At 69.0% G+C, this 15483-nt stretch carries 11 protein-coding genes; 5 read left to right on the forward strand and 6 right to left on the reverse strand.

Annotation, left to right across the window (positions count from 1 at the left end; all coding sequences use genetic code 11):
* The first annotated feature begins 95 nt into the window (after window positions 1-95).
* Window positions 96-1538, forward strand: coding sequence for a metalloprotease TldD (gene tldD / locus AC1DER_RS15810; RefSeq protein ID WP_477358141.1), 1443 nt, complete (start codon window positions 96-98; stop codon window positions 1536-1538).
* A 16-nt stretch (window positions 1539-1554) separates the two neighbouring features.
* On the opposite strand, the gene yjgA is transcribed toward tldD, so the two are convergent.
* Window positions 1555-2109: a ribosome biogenesis factor YjgA gene (gene yjgA / locus AC1DER_RS15815; RefSeq protein WP_441817374.1), complete on the reverse strand. Its 555-nt coding sequence runs from the start codon at window positions 2107-2109 to the stop codon at window positions 1555-1557.
* 125 nt (window positions 2110-2234) lie between these two features.
* On the opposite strand from yjgA, the gene pmbA reads away from it, so the two are divergent.
* Both pmbA and AC1DER_RS15825 read left to right on the forward strand, forming a co-directional pair.
* Window positions 2235-3602 carry a metalloprotease PmbA gene (gene pmbA, locus AC1DER_RS15820; RefSeq protein WP_441817552.1) on the forward strand — a complete coding sequence of 456 codons (1368 nt, stop codon included), beginning with the start codon at window positions 2235-2237 and terminating at the stop codon, window positions 3600-3602.
* Between the two features lie 100 nt (window positions 3603-3702).
* Entirely contained in the window at window positions 3703-4146 is a 444-nt protein-coding gene (locus tag AC1DER_RS15825; protein WP_477244882.1) for a DUF4870 domain-containing protein, read from the forward strand.
* A gap of 51 nt (window positions 4147-4197) precedes the next feature.
* Here AC1DER_RS15825 and ispA read toward each other — a convergent pair whose 3' ends face one another.
* The 3 genes from ispA to tilS form a co-directional block, all read right to left on the reverse strand.
* Complete coding sequence (gene ispA, locus AC1DER_RS15830) at window positions 4198-5073, reverse strand: (2E,6E)-farnesyl diphosphate synthase (protein ID WP_477244880.1); 876 nt, start codon at window positions 5071-5073, stop codon at window positions 4198-4200.
* Window positions 5074-5081: 8 nt separating this feature from the next.
* The gene (locus tag AC1DER_RS15835) at window positions 5082-5366 is read right to left on the reverse strand and encodes an exodeoxyribonuclease VII small subunit (protein WP_441817371.1); all 285 of its coding nucleotides are present in this window, start codon (window positions 5364-5366) and stop codon (window positions 5082-5084) included.
* A 119-nt stretch (window positions 5367-5485) separates the two neighbouring features.
* Window positions 5486-6784, reverse strand: coding sequence for a tRNA lysidine(34) synthetase TilS (gene tilS / locus AC1DER_RS15840; RefSeq protein ID WP_477358144.1), 1299 nt, complete (start codon window positions 6782-6784; stop codon window positions 5486-5488).
* Window positions 6785-6891: 107 nt separating this feature from the next.
* Here tilS and AC1DER_RS15845 point away from each other — a divergent pair, with 107 nt between their 5' ends.
* The gene (locus AC1DER_RS15845; RefSeq protein ID WP_477244876.1) at window positions 6892-7953 is read left to right on the forward strand and encodes an NADH:flavin oxidoreductase/NADH oxidase; all 1062 of its coding nucleotides are present in this window, start codon (window positions 6892-6894) and stop codon (window positions 7951-7953) included.
* A gap of 102 nt (window positions 7954-8055) precedes the next feature.
* Here the strand turns inward: AC1DER_RS15845 and AC1DER_RS15850 are convergent, their stop codons facing one another.
* Window positions 8056-9015 carry an acetyl-CoA carboxylase carboxyltransferase subunit alpha gene (locus AC1DER_RS15850; protein WP_441817368.1) on the reverse strand — a complete coding sequence of 320 codons (960 nt, stop codon included), beginning with the start codon at window positions 9013-9015 and terminating at the stop codon, window positions 8056-8058.
* A gap of 199 nt (window positions 9016-9214) precedes the next feature.
* Between AC1DER_RS15850 and AC1DER_RS15855 the strand changes: the two genes are divergently transcribed.
* Window positions 9215-11674 (forward strand): glycoside hydrolase family 31 protein, encoded by a 2460-nt coding sequence (locus AC1DER_RS15855; RefSeq protein WP_477244873.1) that lies wholly within the window; start codon window positions 9215-9217, stop codon window positions 11672-11674.
* Window positions 11675-11772: 98 nt separating this feature from the next.
* Here AC1DER_RS15855 and dnaE read toward each other — a convergent pair whose 3' ends face one another.
* On the reverse strand, window positions 11773-15300 hold the full coding sequence (dnaE, locus tag AC1DER_RS15860) for a DNA polymerase III subunit alpha (RefSeq protein WP_477358147.1): 3528 nt from the start codon (window positions 15298-15300) through the stop codon (window positions 11773-11775).
* Window positions 15301-15483: the final 183 nt, after the last annotated feature.

Consider the following 15483-nt stretch of genomic DNA (forward strand, 5'->3'; position numbering starts at 1 on the left):
GCAGCCTTGGAAGGCGACCACTTCGCCCGCATCTAGTGCAGCGTATAACTGCTTTTTCCACCTCTCATTCCACAGCCCGCGAGCCCCCCGACACGATGACCCTGCCCATCCAGATCGCCGAAACCCGCCTGCTCCTGCCCTCCGGGCTCGACGCCGGTGGCCTTGAGCGCACTTTCGGCACCCTGCTCGGACCTGGCATTGACTTCGGCGACCTGTATTTCCAGCACGCCCGCCGCGAGAGCTGGACGGTCGAGGACGGCATCGTCAAGGACGGCGCGCATTCGATCGAGCAGGGCGTGGGTGTGCGCGCGATCAGCGGCGAAAAGACCGGCTTTGCCTATTCCGACGAGATCAACACGCAGGCGTTGCTGGCCGCGTCGAAATCGGCGCGCGCCATCGCCCGCGACGGTTCGACCCAGGCGCCGCATGCGCTGGTGCGCGGCGGCGGTCGTGAACTCTACGTGCCCGAAGATCCGATCGACGGTTACGCCAACGAAGCCAAGGTCGAGGCGCTGCGTCGCGTCGACCGCATGTTGCGCGCGGCCGACCCGCGCGTGCAGCAGGTGATGGTGAGCCTGGCCGGTGGCGTCGACACCATCCTGGTAGCGCGCAGCGACGGCGTGCTTGCCGCCGACGTGCGCCCGCTGGTGCGCCTCAACGTGCAGGTGATCGTCGAACACAAAGGCCGTCGCGAGAGCGGCTACGCCGGTGGCGGTGGCCGTTACAGCTACGCCGAGCTGCTCGATGGCGACAAGCCCGAACAGCTGGCTCGCGAAGCGCTGCGCCAGGCGCTGGTGAACCTGGAAGCGATCGATGCGCCGGCGGGCATCATGCCGGTGGTGCTTGGCAGTGGCTGGCCCGGCGTGCTGCTGCACGAAGCCGTTGGCCACGGCCTGGAAGGCGACTTCAACCGCAAGGGCACCTCGACCTATGCCGGCCGCATGGGCCAGCGCGTCGCCTCACCGGGCGTGACCATCGTCGATGATGGCACCTTGCCGGGACGGCGCGGCTCGCTCAACGTCGACGACGAAGGCACGCCGACCAACTGCACCACGCTGATCGAGGACGGCGTCCTGGTCGGTTACATGCAGGACACGCTCAACGCGCGCCTGATGGGCATGGCGCCGACCGGCAACGGCCGCCGCGAATCGTTCGCGCACCTGCCGATGCCGCGCATGACCAACACCTACATGCTGGCCGGGCAGCACGATCCGGAAGAGATGATCCGCTCGGTCAAGAAGGGCCTGTACGCGGTCAACTTCGGCGGCGGCCAGGTCGACATCACCAGCGGCAAGTACGTGTTCTCGGCGACCGAGGCGTACCTGATCGAGGACGGAAAGATCACCGCGCCGGTGAAGGGCGCCACGCTGATCGGCAACGGCCCGGAGACGATGCAGCGGGTGAAGATGATCGGCCACGACCTCGCCCTCGATGAAGGCGTGGGCGTGTGCGGCAAGGACGGCCAGAGCGTACCGGTCGGCGTCGGCCAGCCGTCGCTGCTGATCGATCAACTGACGGTGGGCGGCACGCAGGCGTGATGATGCCGGCGGGGGGCTATTCGTCGTCGGACTCGTCGTCGCCGGTGTCGGCTGCGCCGAGGATCACGCCGCGCAGCTCCCGGTACAGTTCGCGGAACGACTGCGGCGGCTTGTTGCGGTTGCGCTCGTCGATGGCGTTGCGCACCAGTTGCCGCAGGCGCTGGCGGTCGGCCGTCGGGTACTCGTCGAGCAGTTGCGCCAGCGCGGTGTCGCCGTCGGCGATCAGGCGCTCGCGCCAGGCTTCGACGCGGTGCATGGCGGCGATTTCGCGACGCGCTGCTTCGCCGTTCTCGTCGAGGGCGTCGCGCAGGGCATTGAGGATTTCGTCGTCCTCGCGCCGCATCTGCTTGGCCAGGAACGCCAGCTGGCGCTTGTGGGCGATGTTGGCGGTGATGCGCTTGCACTCGCGGATGTGCGGCAGCAGCGAGTCGGGCACGGGCAGCTTGGCCAGCTGTGCCTCGGTCAGGGCCACCAGCTTCTCGCCCAGCGCCAGCACCTCCAGCGCCTCGCGCCGGTTCTGGCTACGGCTGGGGCTGAGGAACTCGCCGGATTCTTCGTCTCTACCACGCATGACACTTCTTCCTGGATATCGATACATCTCTCCGCGCGCAGTCGTCAGCGCCGCGGAGGGCAAAAACAGGTTCCCGGGCCCAGGCCCGCGGAACGGCAGGCCACAAGGATAAGCCATTGAACGAACTGACTCCCCAATACGCCGCCTCCCTCGGCGACAGCCATGCCCGCCTGGAGTCCCTGGCGGAGGTGTCCCAGCGCCTGCTGGAGCGCTGCCGCGCCGCCGGCGCCACCCAGGCCGAGGTGTCGTGCTCGGAAGAATCCGGGCTCAACGTCAATGTCCGCATGGGCGAGGTCGAGACGGTCGAATCCACCCGCGACCGCGGCATCGCCGTCACCGTCTACTTCGGCCAGCGCAAGGGCAGTGCCAGCACCGCCGACCTGCGCGAGGAAAGCCTCGGCGCCACTGTCGAGCAGGCCTGCGCGATCGCCCGCCACACCGAGGACGATGCCGCCGCAGGTCTGGCCGATGCCGCGCTGATGGCGCGCGACCTGCGCGAGTTCGATTCCTGGCACCCATGGGTGATCGACGCCGACCGCGCCATCGACCTGGCCCTGGCCTGCGAGCAGGCGGGGCGGGAGTCGGATGCGCGCATCGAGAATTCCGACGGCGCCTCGGTCGGCACCGGCGAGAGCATCAGCGTCTACGCCAATTCGCACGGCTTCATCGGCCGCGAACGCAGCACCCAGCACAGCCTGGGCTGCGCGCTGATCGCCGGTCGCGGCGACGCGATGCAGCGCGATGGCTGGTACAGCATCGGCTTGTCGGCCGACGATCTGGAGTCGGCCGCCACCATCGGTCGCAAGGCCGCCCAGCGCGCCGCCTCGCGCCTGCAGCCGCGGCAGATCGCGACGGGCGAGTACCCGGTGCTGTTCGCCGCCGAGATGGGGCGCTCGCTGATCGGGCACCTGCTCGGCGCCGTCTCCGGTGGCGCGCTGTACCGCCGCGCCAGCTTCCTGGTCGATTCGGTCGGCACGCAGTTGTTCCCGGACTGGTTCGCGATCGATGAGCTGCCGTTCCTGGAGCGTGGCTTCCGCTCGTGCTCGTTCGATGCCGAGGGCGTGGCCACGCGCGAGTCGCCGCTGGTCACCGGCGGCGTGCTCCAGCGCTACATCCTGGGCAGCTACTCGGCGCGCAAGCTCGGCCTGCAGACCACCGCCAATGCCGGCGGCGTGCACAACCTCCAGGTCGAGGCCAACGCCGGCGACCTCGACGCCATGCTGGCCGGGATGGGCCGCGGCCTGCTGGTCACCGAGTTGATGGGGCAGGGCGTGAACACCGTCACCGGCGACTACTCGCGCGGCGCCGCCGGATTCTGGATCGAGAACGGCCAGATCCAGTACCCGGTCGACGGGATTACCGTGGCCGGCAACCTGAAATCCATGTTCACCGCGATCGAGGCCGTCGGCAGCGACGTCGACCCGCGCTCGCACCTGCGCACCGGCTCGATCCTGGTCGGGCGGATGACGGTGGCCGGCGAAACCCAGGAGTGAGCGCTACCCCCTCGCCCGGCTCAGGGCGAGGGGCAGGGGCGCGCTTGACCTGTCACTGCCGCGAGTGGAAAGTGGCCTGAACAGTCAAGGGAGCAGACTCATGAGCGAAAACCCGAACGAACCCAGCCCGTACTCCGCGCCCCCGCCGCCGCCGGAAAGCAACCTGGGCGGCGTATCGGCCGAGCAGCGTCAGTGGGCGATGTTCGCGCACCTGTCGGCCATTGCCGGCGCCGTGCTCACCTCCGGAATCGGCGGCTGGGGCACGTTCCTGGGACCGCTGATCATCTGGCTGATCAAGAAGGACACCATGCCCTTCGTCGAAGACCAGGCCAAGGAAGCGCTGAACTACAACATCACCGTGGCGATCGTGTTCTTCGCCCTGTGGGTGCTGGTGTTCATCACCCTGGGCATCGGCTTCCTGATCGCGATCCCGGCCTGGCTGGTCGTCGGCGTGGCGTGGCTGGTGTTCACCATCATTGCCGCGGTGAAGTCGAACGAGGGCGTCAGCTACCGTTATCCCTTCACGCTGCGCCTGGTGAAGTAAGGCCTGCAACCGGGTGCGGCTGATCGCCGCGCCCGGGTTGTCATGCGCTGATCAGCGGTCGCGCTCGATCGCGAGCCGGCCCAACGCCGCCAGCGCATCGGCACGCGCACCGAACGGCGCCAATGCCGCCGTCATCGCCGCGCCGAGCTCATGCAATCGTGCACGCGAAGCCTCCAGGCCGATCAACGCCGGGAAGGTTGCCTTGTCCTGCGCCACGTCCTTGCCCGCGGTCTTGCCGAGGGTGGCGCTGTCGCCTTCGATGTCGAGGATGTCGTCGCGCACCTGGAACGCCAGGCCGAGTGCATCGGCATAGCGGTCGAGGTCGTCCAACTCGCTCGCCGATGCGCCGCCGCACAGTGCACCCATGCGCACCGCGGCACGGATCAGCGCCCCGGTCTTGAGTGCGTGCAGCGTTTCGAGATCAGCCACCGATACCGTGGCGCCGTTGCCGGTGGCAGCCAGGTCGAGAGCCTGGCCGCCGCACATGCCGGCGGCGCCGGAGGCCGTCGCCAGCGTACGCAGCAACGCGACCCGGACGGCATCCGATACCGGGGCATCAGCCAGGACTTCGAAGGCCAGCGATTGCAGTGCGTCGCCAGCCAGTACTGCGGTGGCCTCGTCGAAGGCGACGTGCACGGTCGGCTGGCCGCGGCGCAGGGCGTCGTCGTCCATCGCCGGCAGGTCATCGTGCACCAGCGAATAGGCGTGGATCAGTTCGACTGCGGCCGCGGGTGCGTCCAGGGCGTCCGCCCCGGCACCCAGCGCCGCGCCGCTGGCGTACACCAGCAGCGGCCGCATGCGCTTGCCGCCGAGCAGCACGGCGTGGCGCATGGCCGCATGCAGCCGATGCGGTGGCAGCGAAGGGTCGGGCAGGACTCGGGCGAGCGCCGCGTCGGCGCGTTCGCGCCAGCCGGCCAGGTCAGACATCACTGACGTCAGGCATCGTTGGGCGACTGGGGCGACAGTGCGGCGAAGTTCTCGGCCGCGGCCGGGTTCTGCGGGTCGCTGAGCAGGCGCACGCGCAGTTCGGCCTGCTCCAGCGCACTCTGGCAGCGGCGGTAGAGGCCGACGCCGCGCTCGTAGGCAGCCAGCGAGTCCTCCAGGCTCATCTCGCCGTGTTCCATCTTCTCGACCAGTTGTTCGAGCGCATCCAGCGATTGTTCGAAATCGCTGACAGGCGAGGCGGAGGAAGCGGCTTCATTGGCGGTTTTTCGCGACATGGGCGAAGTTTGCGACCGCGCCCGGCGGGGGTCAATTGCCGCAGCGGGTCAGTAGGCAATGCGTCGCGGTTCACGCGATCGCCATTCCCGCAGCCGCGCTACGCGCAGCCGCGGTGCGGTCAGGCGTCGTCCCAGGCCAGCCGCGCCCCGTGCTGGCGCAGCCAGGCATCGAACGGGGCCGAATAGGCCAGGTCGGCGATGGCCAGCAAGTGGCCATCGGCGTCGCTGAGCAACGGCAGCCGCTCGCGCAGCCACGGCGGCACGCCCAGGTCCTGCAGCACGTGCTTGAGTGCATGCGAATGGGTGCGCCCGGGCTGGACGATGCGTTCGCCGCCCTGGCGGGCGTGCACCACCACACCTGCGGCCAGCGCCACGGCGCCCTCCAGTCGCAGTTGCCCGCCGTGCGGCAGCGCCAGTGGGGTGTCGCCGTGCCACGGGCTGCGCCAGTGTCCGGGCAAGCGCGGGCGGATCGGACCGGCATGCAGCAGGTCGCGCCAGCTGCGCACCGCCACGCCATGCCAGGCGAATTCGGCCTCGGCGTCCTCGCCTGCCGCGAGCACGTCGGCCTCGATGCGGGCGACACCCTGGGCGGGCAAGGCGGGCAGGGCGAGTCCGGCGATCCAGCGCCGCAGCACGCGCGCGCGGCGCGCGGCCGGCATCGCCAGCAGGCGACGGCGCGAGAGACAGTGCGGGTCGGCGGTGGCGGCAGCCGCCAGCGCCTGTGCGTCGCCTTCCTCGAGCAGGTCCCGCGCCTGCGCCGACAGGCCCGCCGATTGCGCCAGCGCCGCATCGGCGTGCGGCCAGCGCTCGCGCAACAACGGCATCACGCGCTGGCGCAGGAAGTTGCGGTCGAACGCGGTGTCGGCGTTGCTGGGGTCGTCGATCCAGTCCAGCCCGTTTGCACGCGCGTAGGCCAGCAGGTCGGCGCGGCCGTGGTCGAGCAGCGGCCGCCACAGCCGGCCAGCGCCGAACCGCCGCCAACGACGCATCGCTGCCAGGCCGTCGCTGCCCGAGCCGCGCAGTGCGCGCAGCAGCAGCGTCTCGGCCTGGTCGTCACGGTGATGGGCCAGCGCCAGCACTTCGGCGGGCGCAAGCGCGTCGGCGAACGCACGATGCCGGGCGGCGCGCGCAGCGGCCTCGGGGCCGTCGCCGTCAGCGACCACGCTCACCCGCACCACGGTCAGTGCAACCTCCAGCGCTGCGCACGTCCGCGCGCAGCGCTCGGCCCAGGCATCTGCGTGCGGGTGCAGGCCGTGGTGCACGTGCACGGCGCGCAGCGGCCTGGCGCCGGGCGTGTTCGCCAGCAGGTGCAGCAGCACGCTGGAGTCCAGGCCGCCGCTGTAGCCCACGCACAAGGGCGCATCCGGGCGGTCGTGGAGGGCGGCAGGCAACGGGGGCAGGGGCGGTGCGGGCGGCATCTGCCGATGGTGCCACGGCGCTGGAATGCAGCAACCCATCGTTGGTGCTGTGTTGCCGTCGCCGTGGACGCACCATCTACCTACCCCAGACACATGGAGAGACGGTTTTGGCCCGCTTATTCGATCCCTTCGAGCAGCGCTCGCTGACCTTGCGCAACCGCCTGGTGGTCGCGCCGATGTGCCAGTACTCGGCGGTCGACGGCGTCCCCAATGACTGGCACCTGGTGCACCTGGGCAGCCGCGCAGTGGGCGGCGCGGGCGCGATCATCGCCGAGGCCAGCGCGGTCTCGGCCGAAGGCCGCATCTCGCCGGCAGACACTGGCATCTGGAACGACCGCCAGGCCGAAGCCTGGGCACGCATCGCCCGCTTCACGACCTGCCAGGGCGCCGTGCCCGGCATCCAGCTGGCCCACGCCGGTCGCAAGGCCAGCACGGCGCCGCCGTGGCTGGGCGGCATTGCCGTGAGCCAGGCCGATGGCGGCTGGTCGCCGGTTGCACCCTCGGCGATTGCGTTCAGCGAAACCTCGTCGGTGCCGCGCGCGCTGGATGAAGCGCAGTTGCACAACCTCGTCGACGACTTCGCCTCGGCCGCGTGGCGCGCGCACGCCGCCGGCTTCCGCCTGATCGAACTGCATGCCGCGCACGGCTACCTGCTGCACCAGTTCCTGTCGCCGCTGTCCAACCGGCGCGACGACGCCTACGGCGGCAGTTTCGAAAACCGCACGCGCCTGCTGCTGGAAGTGCTCGATGCGGTGCGCAAGGTCTGGCCGGAGCGGTTGCCGCTATGGCTGCGCATTTCCGCCACCGACTGGGCCGAAGGCGGCTGGGATGTCGAGCAGAGCATCGAGCTGGCGCGGATCGTATCCACGCGCGGTGTCGACCTGGTCGATGTGTCCAGCGGTGGCCTCGTGCACGGCGCGAAGATTCCGCTGGAACCGGGCTACCAGGTGCCGTTCTCGGCGCGCATCCGCCGCGAAGCGGGCATTGCGACGGGCGCGGTGGGTCTGATCACCGAAGCGGGGCATGCCGAGACGGTGATCGAACGCGGCGATGCCGATGTCGTGCTGCTTGCGCGCGAACTGCTGCGTGACCCGTATTTCCCGCGCCGCGCCGCGCGCGAGCTGGAAGCCGAGCTGCACGCGCCGGAGCAATATCTGCGGGCCTGGTGACGTGTTCACCGGAGCCGGCAAGCCGGCTCCGGTGAAGGTCGCGCCAAAACGATCGGGCCGCTTCGATCAGGCTTTCGATCAGGCTTTCGATCAGGCTTTCGATCAGGCCGCTTCGTATGCGCCGTAACTGCGCAGGCGACGGTAACGGCGGTCGAGCAGGTCCTGCGTCGACAGCGCCTCGAGCGTGTCGAGTTCGTTGAGCAGCACGGCCTTCAGGCGCGTGGCCATCTGCCGCGGGTTGCGGTGCGCACCACCGATCGGCTCGCGCACGACCTTGTCGATCAGGCCCAGGCCGAGCAGGCGCTTGGCGGTCAGGCCGAGCTGTTCGGCGGCGTCCTTGGCCTTGTCGGCCGACTTCCACAGGATCGAGGCGCAACCTTCCGGCGAGATCACCGAGTAGGTGCTGTACTCCAGCATCAGCGTGCGGTCGCCTACACCAATCGCCAGCGCGCCGCCGGAGCCGCCTTCGCCGATCACGGTGCAGATCACCGGCACCTTCAGCTCGCTCATCTCCAGCAGGTTGCGGGCGATGGCTTCGGACTGGCCGCGCTCTTCGGCGCCCACGCCCGGGTAGGCACCGGGGGTGTCGATGAAGGTCAGCAGCGGCAGCCTGAAGCGCTCGGCCAGCTTCATCAGGCGCAGCGCCTTGCGGTAGCCCTCCGGACGCGGCATGCCGAAGTTGCGCTTGATCTTGCTCTTGGTGTCGCGGCCCTTCTGGTGGCCGATGATGACCACGCTGCGGCCATTGATGCGGCCCAGGCCGCCGACGATGGCGGCGTCGTCGGAGAAGGCGCGGTCGCCGGCAAGTTCCTGGAACTCGTCGCAGATGATGCGGATGTAGTCGTTGGTGTACGGGCGCGCCGGGTGGCGGGCCAGCTGCGAGACCTGCCACGGAGTCAGGTCGCGGAAAATCTGGGCGGTGCGGATGCGCAGCTTGTCCTGCAGCGCATGTACTTCGGCATCCACGTCCACGGCCGGGGCATTGCTGGCGTGGCGCAACTCCTGGATCTTGGCTTCCAGGTCGGCGATGGGCTGCTCGAAATCGAGGTAGTTCGGGTTCATGCGGGGGCCGTTGGCCGGAAAGCCGACAGTCTAGCCGAGGCGGGGCGACCGTACCGAGACGTGTGGCGGTGCGGCAATCGGCCAGGTTCGGCCGGGTATTGAAGTCGTATTCATCCCCTCGCGGCCCCGGGCCGCGGCGGGGACATGCTTGAATCGCTCTGCCGCGCTGGAGCGGGACAGGCGAGTCGTGGGAACCATGATGAAGGGACGTGGGTGGGCCGCCCTGGCGGCGATGGCGTGCGCAATGACCGGCATCGCGCCGGTGGCTGCCCAGGGCTGGCGGCATGTCGGTGCGGTCGAGCGGGTCGAGCCGCGGGCCGACGGCGTGATCGTCGCATCCGGTCCGGCGCGGCTGCGTGTCACCGCGGTGGGCGAGGGTGTCTTCCGGGTCACGCTGGCGCCGGATGGACGCTTCGATCCGCTGCCCTCATGGGCGGTCGTGGCCGCTGCGGCGCCTGCGTCAGTCGCGGTCGCCGATACGGCCGATGCGGTCACCGTCACAGCCGGCGATGCCGTCGCCATCGTCCGCAAGCGGCCGCTGCGGGTGGAGTTCGCCGATCGCGCCGGTCACGTCCTGCTTTCCGATTCGCAGCAGATGCCGATGGCGTGGTCCGACAGCCCGCACGGCCCACGCGTGCGCAGCTGGAAGACGATGCCGGCCGACGAGCACTACTACGGCCTGGGCGACAAGGCCGGCCCCGTCGACCGCCGCGGTCGCGCCTTCACCCTGTGGAACTCCGACGCCTACGGCTGGCAGGGCAGCAGCGACCCGCTCTACAAATCGATCCCGTTCTTCATCGGCCTGCGCGCCGGCACCGCGTACGGCGTGTTCTTCGACAACACCGCGCGCAGCAGTTTCGACTTCGGCAAGGAGTCGGAGGACTACTTCTCGTTCGGCGCCGAAAGCGGCGCGCTCGACTACTACTTCATCGCCGGGCCGCAGCCGGCGCGCGTCCTGGAGCGCTACACCGCGCTGACCGGCCGCACGCCATTGCCGCCGATGTGGGCGCTGGGCTTCCAGCAGTCGCGCTACAGCTACAACCCCGAGAGCAAGGTCCGTGAGATCGCCGCGCAGTTGCGCGAACACCGCATCCCCAGCGACGCCATCTACCTCGACATCGATTACCAGCAGGGCTACGCGCCCTTCACCGTCGATCGCAAGCAGTTCCCGCACTTCGAGCAGATGATCGCCGACCTGCGCGCGCAGGGGTTGCGCACGGTGCTGATCACCGACCTGCACATCAAGCACGCACCGGGCACGGGCTATGCACCGTTCGACTCGGGCCTGGCCGCCGATGCCTTCATCCGCAATCCGGACGGTTCGCTTTACATCGGGCCGGTGTGGCCGGGTGATGCGGTGTTTCCGGATTTCACCCTGTCGCGCGTGCGCGACTGGTGGGGCGGGTTGTACCGCGACTTCACCGCAATGGGTGCGGCCGGCTACTGGAACGACATGAACGAGCCGTCGGTGTTCAACGTGCCAGGCAATACGATGTCGCCTGATGCAGTCCATCGCCTGGACGACGGCAGCCAGCGTGACCACCGCGCCATCCATAACGTCTACGGCATGCTCAATGCGCGCGCGACGTATGAAGGGCTGTTGAAGTTGCAGCCGGAGCAGCGCCCGTTCGTCCTGACGCGCGCGGCCTACGCCGGCACGCAGCGCTATGCGGCCACATGGACAGGCGACAACTCCGCCACTTGGCACCACCTGGCACAGAGCACGCCGAACCTGCTGAGCCTTGGGCTGTCGGGCATGGCGCTGGCCGGCGACGACGTCGGCGGTTTCATCGGTTCGCCGCCGCCGGACCTGTTGACGCGCTGGTACCAGCTTGGCGCGTTCAACCCGGTGTTTCGCAACCACGCCGCGACCGACACCCGCCCGCACGAGGCCTGGGTCGATGGACCGCAGCACGAGGCGCTGCGCCGCGAGGCCATCGAACTGCGCTACCGGCTGATGCCGTACCTGTACACCGTGGCCGAGGAGAACTCGCGCAACGGCCTGCCGATCATGCGGCCGGTGTTCCTGCAGTATCCGGGCGCGGAAAACTTCTACGGCAACGATCGGGATTTCCTGTTCGGGCCGGACCTGTTCGTCGCGCCGGTCAGCGATGAGCGACTGGATGCTCACCAGATCGTGCTTCCGCCGGGCGAGTGGTACGAATTCGGAACGTCGCGTCGCCACGTGGCGCAGAAGGATCCGATCAAGCTCGATCCGCGACCGGCGACCACGCCTGTGTATGCGCGCGCTGGCGCGATCGTGCCGATGCAGGCGGTGGTGCAGCACACCGGCGAGAAGCCGGCCGGGCCGTTGCAGTTGCAGGTGTATCTGCCCAAGGCCGGTGGCGAATGCAGCGGTTCGCTGTACCAGGACGATGGCGAGAGCCAGGCCTACAAGACAGGGAAGCTGCTGCGCGTCGCGTACGGGTGCGCGGTGTCGAAGCGTGGCGTGGTGCTGACGTCGCGCATCGAACAAGATGGCTTTGCGCCGTGGTGGGGCGATGTGGAGGTGACGGTGTATGGAGTGGCGCGCAAGCCGTCGGCGCTTCGACGCGACGGGCAATCGATTGCGGACTGGAGCTACGACCCGAAGAAGCAGCTGGTTGTCATCCGGATGGAGCAGGCGCGTCGCGACTGGAAGGTTGTGCTGAACCTGTGACCATCCACCGTTCGTCCTGAGCGTAGGCCCAAAGGGCCGAAGTCGAAGGACGAACGGTGTTGGAGGGGGTGACGCTGGACTCGTGACCGATGGACTCGTCAGTTCGACCAGGGCTTGGCCAGCGTCACCTTCACCGCCCTTACCCCCGGCGTCGCCCGCAGCTTCGACGCCAGCTCCGCATCGATCCGCACCGACTGTGTGCCGTTGAGATCGAGCATGCCGGCGCTGCCCTTGCGCACCAGCAGGTCGAGGCGGATCGGCGTCTGCCCCGGGCGGTTGCCGGCCAGTACCGTATCGACGCGCTGCCACGTCCCGGGTTCGCGCAGGTCCAGCCGCAGCGACAAGCGCTGCGCGTTGCGGGTGCAGACCTGCTCGTAATCCCAGCAGCGTCCCGCACGCAAGGCGAAGCCGCCGCTGAAGGTGTCCTCGCGCAGGTTGCCCTGGATCACCAGCAGGCGGTCGCGCACCAGCAGTTGCGCGAACTCGCTGTAGGTCTCGTTGAAGAAGGCGCATTCGATGCGGCCGCGGCCGTCCTCGATCTGCACGAACATCTGGCTGTCGCCCTTCTTGCGCAGGCCCACGACCTGGCCGGCGACGACCGTCTCCACTTCCTGGCGCCAGCTGCCGCGTGCGGGCTCGGGCCGGTTCTCCCAGATCTTCTCCAGGCCAGCGAGGTCGTTGCCGATGAGCGCACGCACTTCATCGCGATATGGATCGAAGGGGTGTCCACTGAGGTAGTGGCCAAGCGTGTCGCGTTCGCCGTTGAGGATCTGCGTCAGCGGCCACTCGTCGGTCTCGGGCAGGTCGATGTGCAGCGCCGGCGCGGCGGTGTCGAAGCCGCCGAACAGCGACACCTGGCCGGCCTCGCGCTCGCGCGCCAGCTGGTCGGTCGCCTTGAGCACCTCCGGCAGCTGCAGCATCAGGCTTGCGCGGTTCTTGCCGAGATTGTCGAGCGCGCCGGCCTGGGTCAGCGCCTCGAGCGCGCGGCGGTTGAGCTTGCCGCTGTCGACGCGCTTGGCGAAGTCGAGCAGGTCCGCGAACGGTCCTGCGCGGCGCGCCTCCACGATGGCTTCGCAGGCGCCGCGGCCGACGCCCTTCACCGCGCCGATGCCATAGCGGATCGTGGTTGCGTCCTTGGCCTCGAACATGTACGCCGACTCGTCGACGTCCGGGCGCAGCACGGTCAGCCCCATCACCCGGCATTCGTCGAGGAAGGAGGTGACCTTGTCGGTGTTGTCCATGTCCGACGACAGCACCGCGGCCATGAACTCGGACGGGTAGTGCACCTTCAGCCAGGCGGTCTGGTAGGCCACCAGCGCATAGGCGGCCGAGTGCGACTTGTTGAAGCCGTACTCGGCGAACTTCTCCATCAGGTCGAAGATCGGGCTGGCCTGGCGCGCGGCGATGCCGCGCTCGGCGCAGCCGGCCTCGAACTTGGCGCGCTCCTTGGCCATCTCCTCGGGCTTCTTCTTGCCCATCGCGCGACGCAGCATGTCGGCGCCGCCGAGCGTGTAGCCCGCCAGCACCTGGGCGATCTGCATCACCTGTTCCTGGTACACGATGACGCCGTAGGTCGGCGACAGCACCGGTTCCAGCGATTCGTGCGGGTAGGAGACTTCGGTGTTGCCATGCTTGCGGTCGACCCACTCGCGGTCCATCCCCGAGCCCAGCGGGCCGGGACGGAACAGCGCGGCCAGCGCGATGATGTCCTCGAAGGTGTCCGGGCGGGCGCGCTTGAGCAGCTCGCGCATGCCGCGTGATTCGAACTGGAACACCGCGACCGTGTCGCCGCGCGCGAACAGCTCGTAGCTGGCCTTGTCGTCGAGCGGCAGCGTGGTGATGTCGAGCATCGCCTCGCCGGCGGCGGCGCGGCGCTGGTTGATCGCCTTCACCGCCCAGTCGATGATCGTCAGCGTGCGCAGGCCGAGGAAGTCGAACTTGACCAGGCCGACCGCTTCGACGTCGTCCTTGTCGAACTGCGTGACCGGGCTCTTGCCGCGGCCTTCGCCGTCGTGTTCGGCGAACAGCGGGCAGAAGTCGCTCAGCGGGCTCGGCGCGATCACCACGCCACCGGCGTGCTTGCCGGCGTTGCGGGTGAGGTCCTCCAGGCTGCGCGCCAGGTCGAGCAGGTCGCGCACGTCCTCTTCGGCGTGGTAGCGCTGGACCAGCTCGGGCGATATCAGGTTGCTGTCGGACTTCGCCGCCTCCGATTCGCCCAGCGCATCGTCGAGGCAGATGCCCAGCGTGTTCGGAATGAGCTTGGCGATGCCGTCGACGAAGCCGTACGGGTGGCCAAGCACGCGCCCGGAGTCGCGCACGACGGCCTTGGCCGCCATGGTGCCGTAGGTGATGATCTGGCTGACGCGGTCGCGGCCGTACTTGCGCGCGACGTAGTCGATGACCTCGTCGCGACGGTCCATGCAGAAGTCGATGTCGAAGTCGGGCATCGACACGCGTTCGGGGTTGAGGAACCGCTCGAACAGCAGGTCGTACGGCAGCGGGTCCAGGTCGGTGATGCCCAGTGCCCATGCCACCAGCGAGCCGGCGCCGGAACCACGGCCCGGGCCCACCGGGATGTCGTGGTCCTTGGCCCAGTTGATGAAGTCGGCCACGATCAGGAAGTAGCCCGGGAACCCCATCTTGATGATGACGCCGAGCTCGATCTCCAGGCGCTCGTCGTACTCCTCGCGGGTCTTGCCGGGTGCTAGCGGCGCCTTCTCCAGGCGCTTGACCAGGCCTTCGCGCGCGCTGTTGCGCAGCCACGATTCGATGGTGTGCTCGCTCGGCACCGGGAACGCCGGCAGCGCGTATTCGCCGAGCTTCATCTCGACGTTGCAGCGGGTGGCCAGGGCGACGGCATTGTCGATCGCGTCGGGCACATCGGCGAACAGCTGCGCCATCTCGTGCGACGACTTCAGGTACTGCTGTTCGGTGTAGTCCTTCGGCCGCTTGGGGTCGTCGAGGACGCGGCCGGAAGCGATGCACACGCGCGCCTCGTGCGCTTCGAAACCATCGCGATCGAGGAAGCGCACATCGTTGCTGGCGATGACCGGAATGCCGCGCGCCGACGCCGCATGCAGGGCGAACGAATTGAACGCGTCCTCGCCGTCGCGACCGGTGCGGGTCAGCTCCAGGTGCAGGCGCTCGCCGAACGAGCCGCGCCAGTCGGCGAGCCAGGCTTCGGCCAGTTCGTGGCGGCCGCCCACGGCCATGCGGCCGGCCAGGCTGTGGCGTCCGACCAGGGCGAACAGGCCCGCGTTGTCCTCGCGCAGCCACTCCGGGCGCAGGGCGACGCCGTCGGTGCGGTGGCCTTCCATCCAGGCGCGGCTGAGCAGGCGCGACAACGTCAGGTAGCCGTTGCGGTCCCGGCACAGCAGGGTCATGTGCGAGGCGGTTTCGTTGCCGTCGGCCAGGCCCACGTCGGCGCCGATGATCGGCTTGATGCCGGCGCCTTCGGCCGCCTTGTAGAACTTGACCGTGGCGAACAGGTTGTCCAGGTCGGTCAGCGCCACCGCCGGCTGCGACAGCGCCACGCAGCGTTTGACCATCTCGGCGATGCGGATCGTCGAGTCGGCGAGGGAGTACTCGCTGTGCAGGTGGAGATGAACGAAACGGGGTGCTGTCATGCTGTCCTGGACGTCGGGCGGCTCGGTCGAACCACGACCGGCGCGGCACAGGCCAGCCTATCAGTCCGGCCGGCGCGTACAAGCCTTGACAGCCTCCCGCCGCCTCATCCATGCCCCGTGCGGCATGCGCACCTTGCAGCAGCCGTGCCGTGCAGGAGCCGTGCCGTGCAGGAGCCGTGCCGT

Source organism: Lysobacter sp. 05T417, from assembly GCF_056396405.1.

Coding starts and splice junctions, on each gene's coding strand:
- AC1DER_RS15855 (WP_477244873.1), top strand. CDS start 9,215: ATGAAGGGACGTGGGTGGGCCGCCCTGGCGGCGATGGCGTGCGCAATG.
- tldD (WP_477358141.1), top strand. CDS start 96: ATGACCCTGCCCATCCAGATCGCCGAAACCCGCCTGCTCCTGCCCTCC.
- AC1DER_RS15825 (WP_477244882.1), top strand. CDS start 3,703: ATGAGCGAAAACCCGAACGAACCCAGCCCGTACTCCGCGCCCCCGCCG.
- yjgA (WP_441817374.1), bottom strand. CDS start 2,109: ATGCGTGGTAGAGACGAAGAATCCGGCGAGTTCCTCAGCCCCAGCCGT.
- AC1DER_RS15850 (WP_441817368.1), bottom strand. CDS start 9,015: ATGAACCCGAACTACCTCGATTTCGAGCAGCCCATCGCCGACCTGGAA.
- ispA (WP_477244880.1), bottom strand. CDS start 5,073: ATGTCTGACCTGGCCGGCTGGCGCGAACGCGCCGACGCGGCGCTCGCC.
- tilS (WP_477358144.1), bottom strand. CDS start 6,784: ATGCCGCCCGCACCGCCCCTGCCCCCGTTGCCTGCCGCCCTCCACGAC.
- AC1DER_RS15835 (WP_441817371.1), bottom strand. CDS start 5,366: ATGTCGCGAAAAACCGCCAATGAAGCCGCTTCCTCCGCCTCGCCTGTC.
- dnaE (WP_477358147.1), bottom strand. CDS start 15,300: ATGACAGCACCCCGTTTCGTTCATCTCCACCTGCACAGCGAGTACTCC.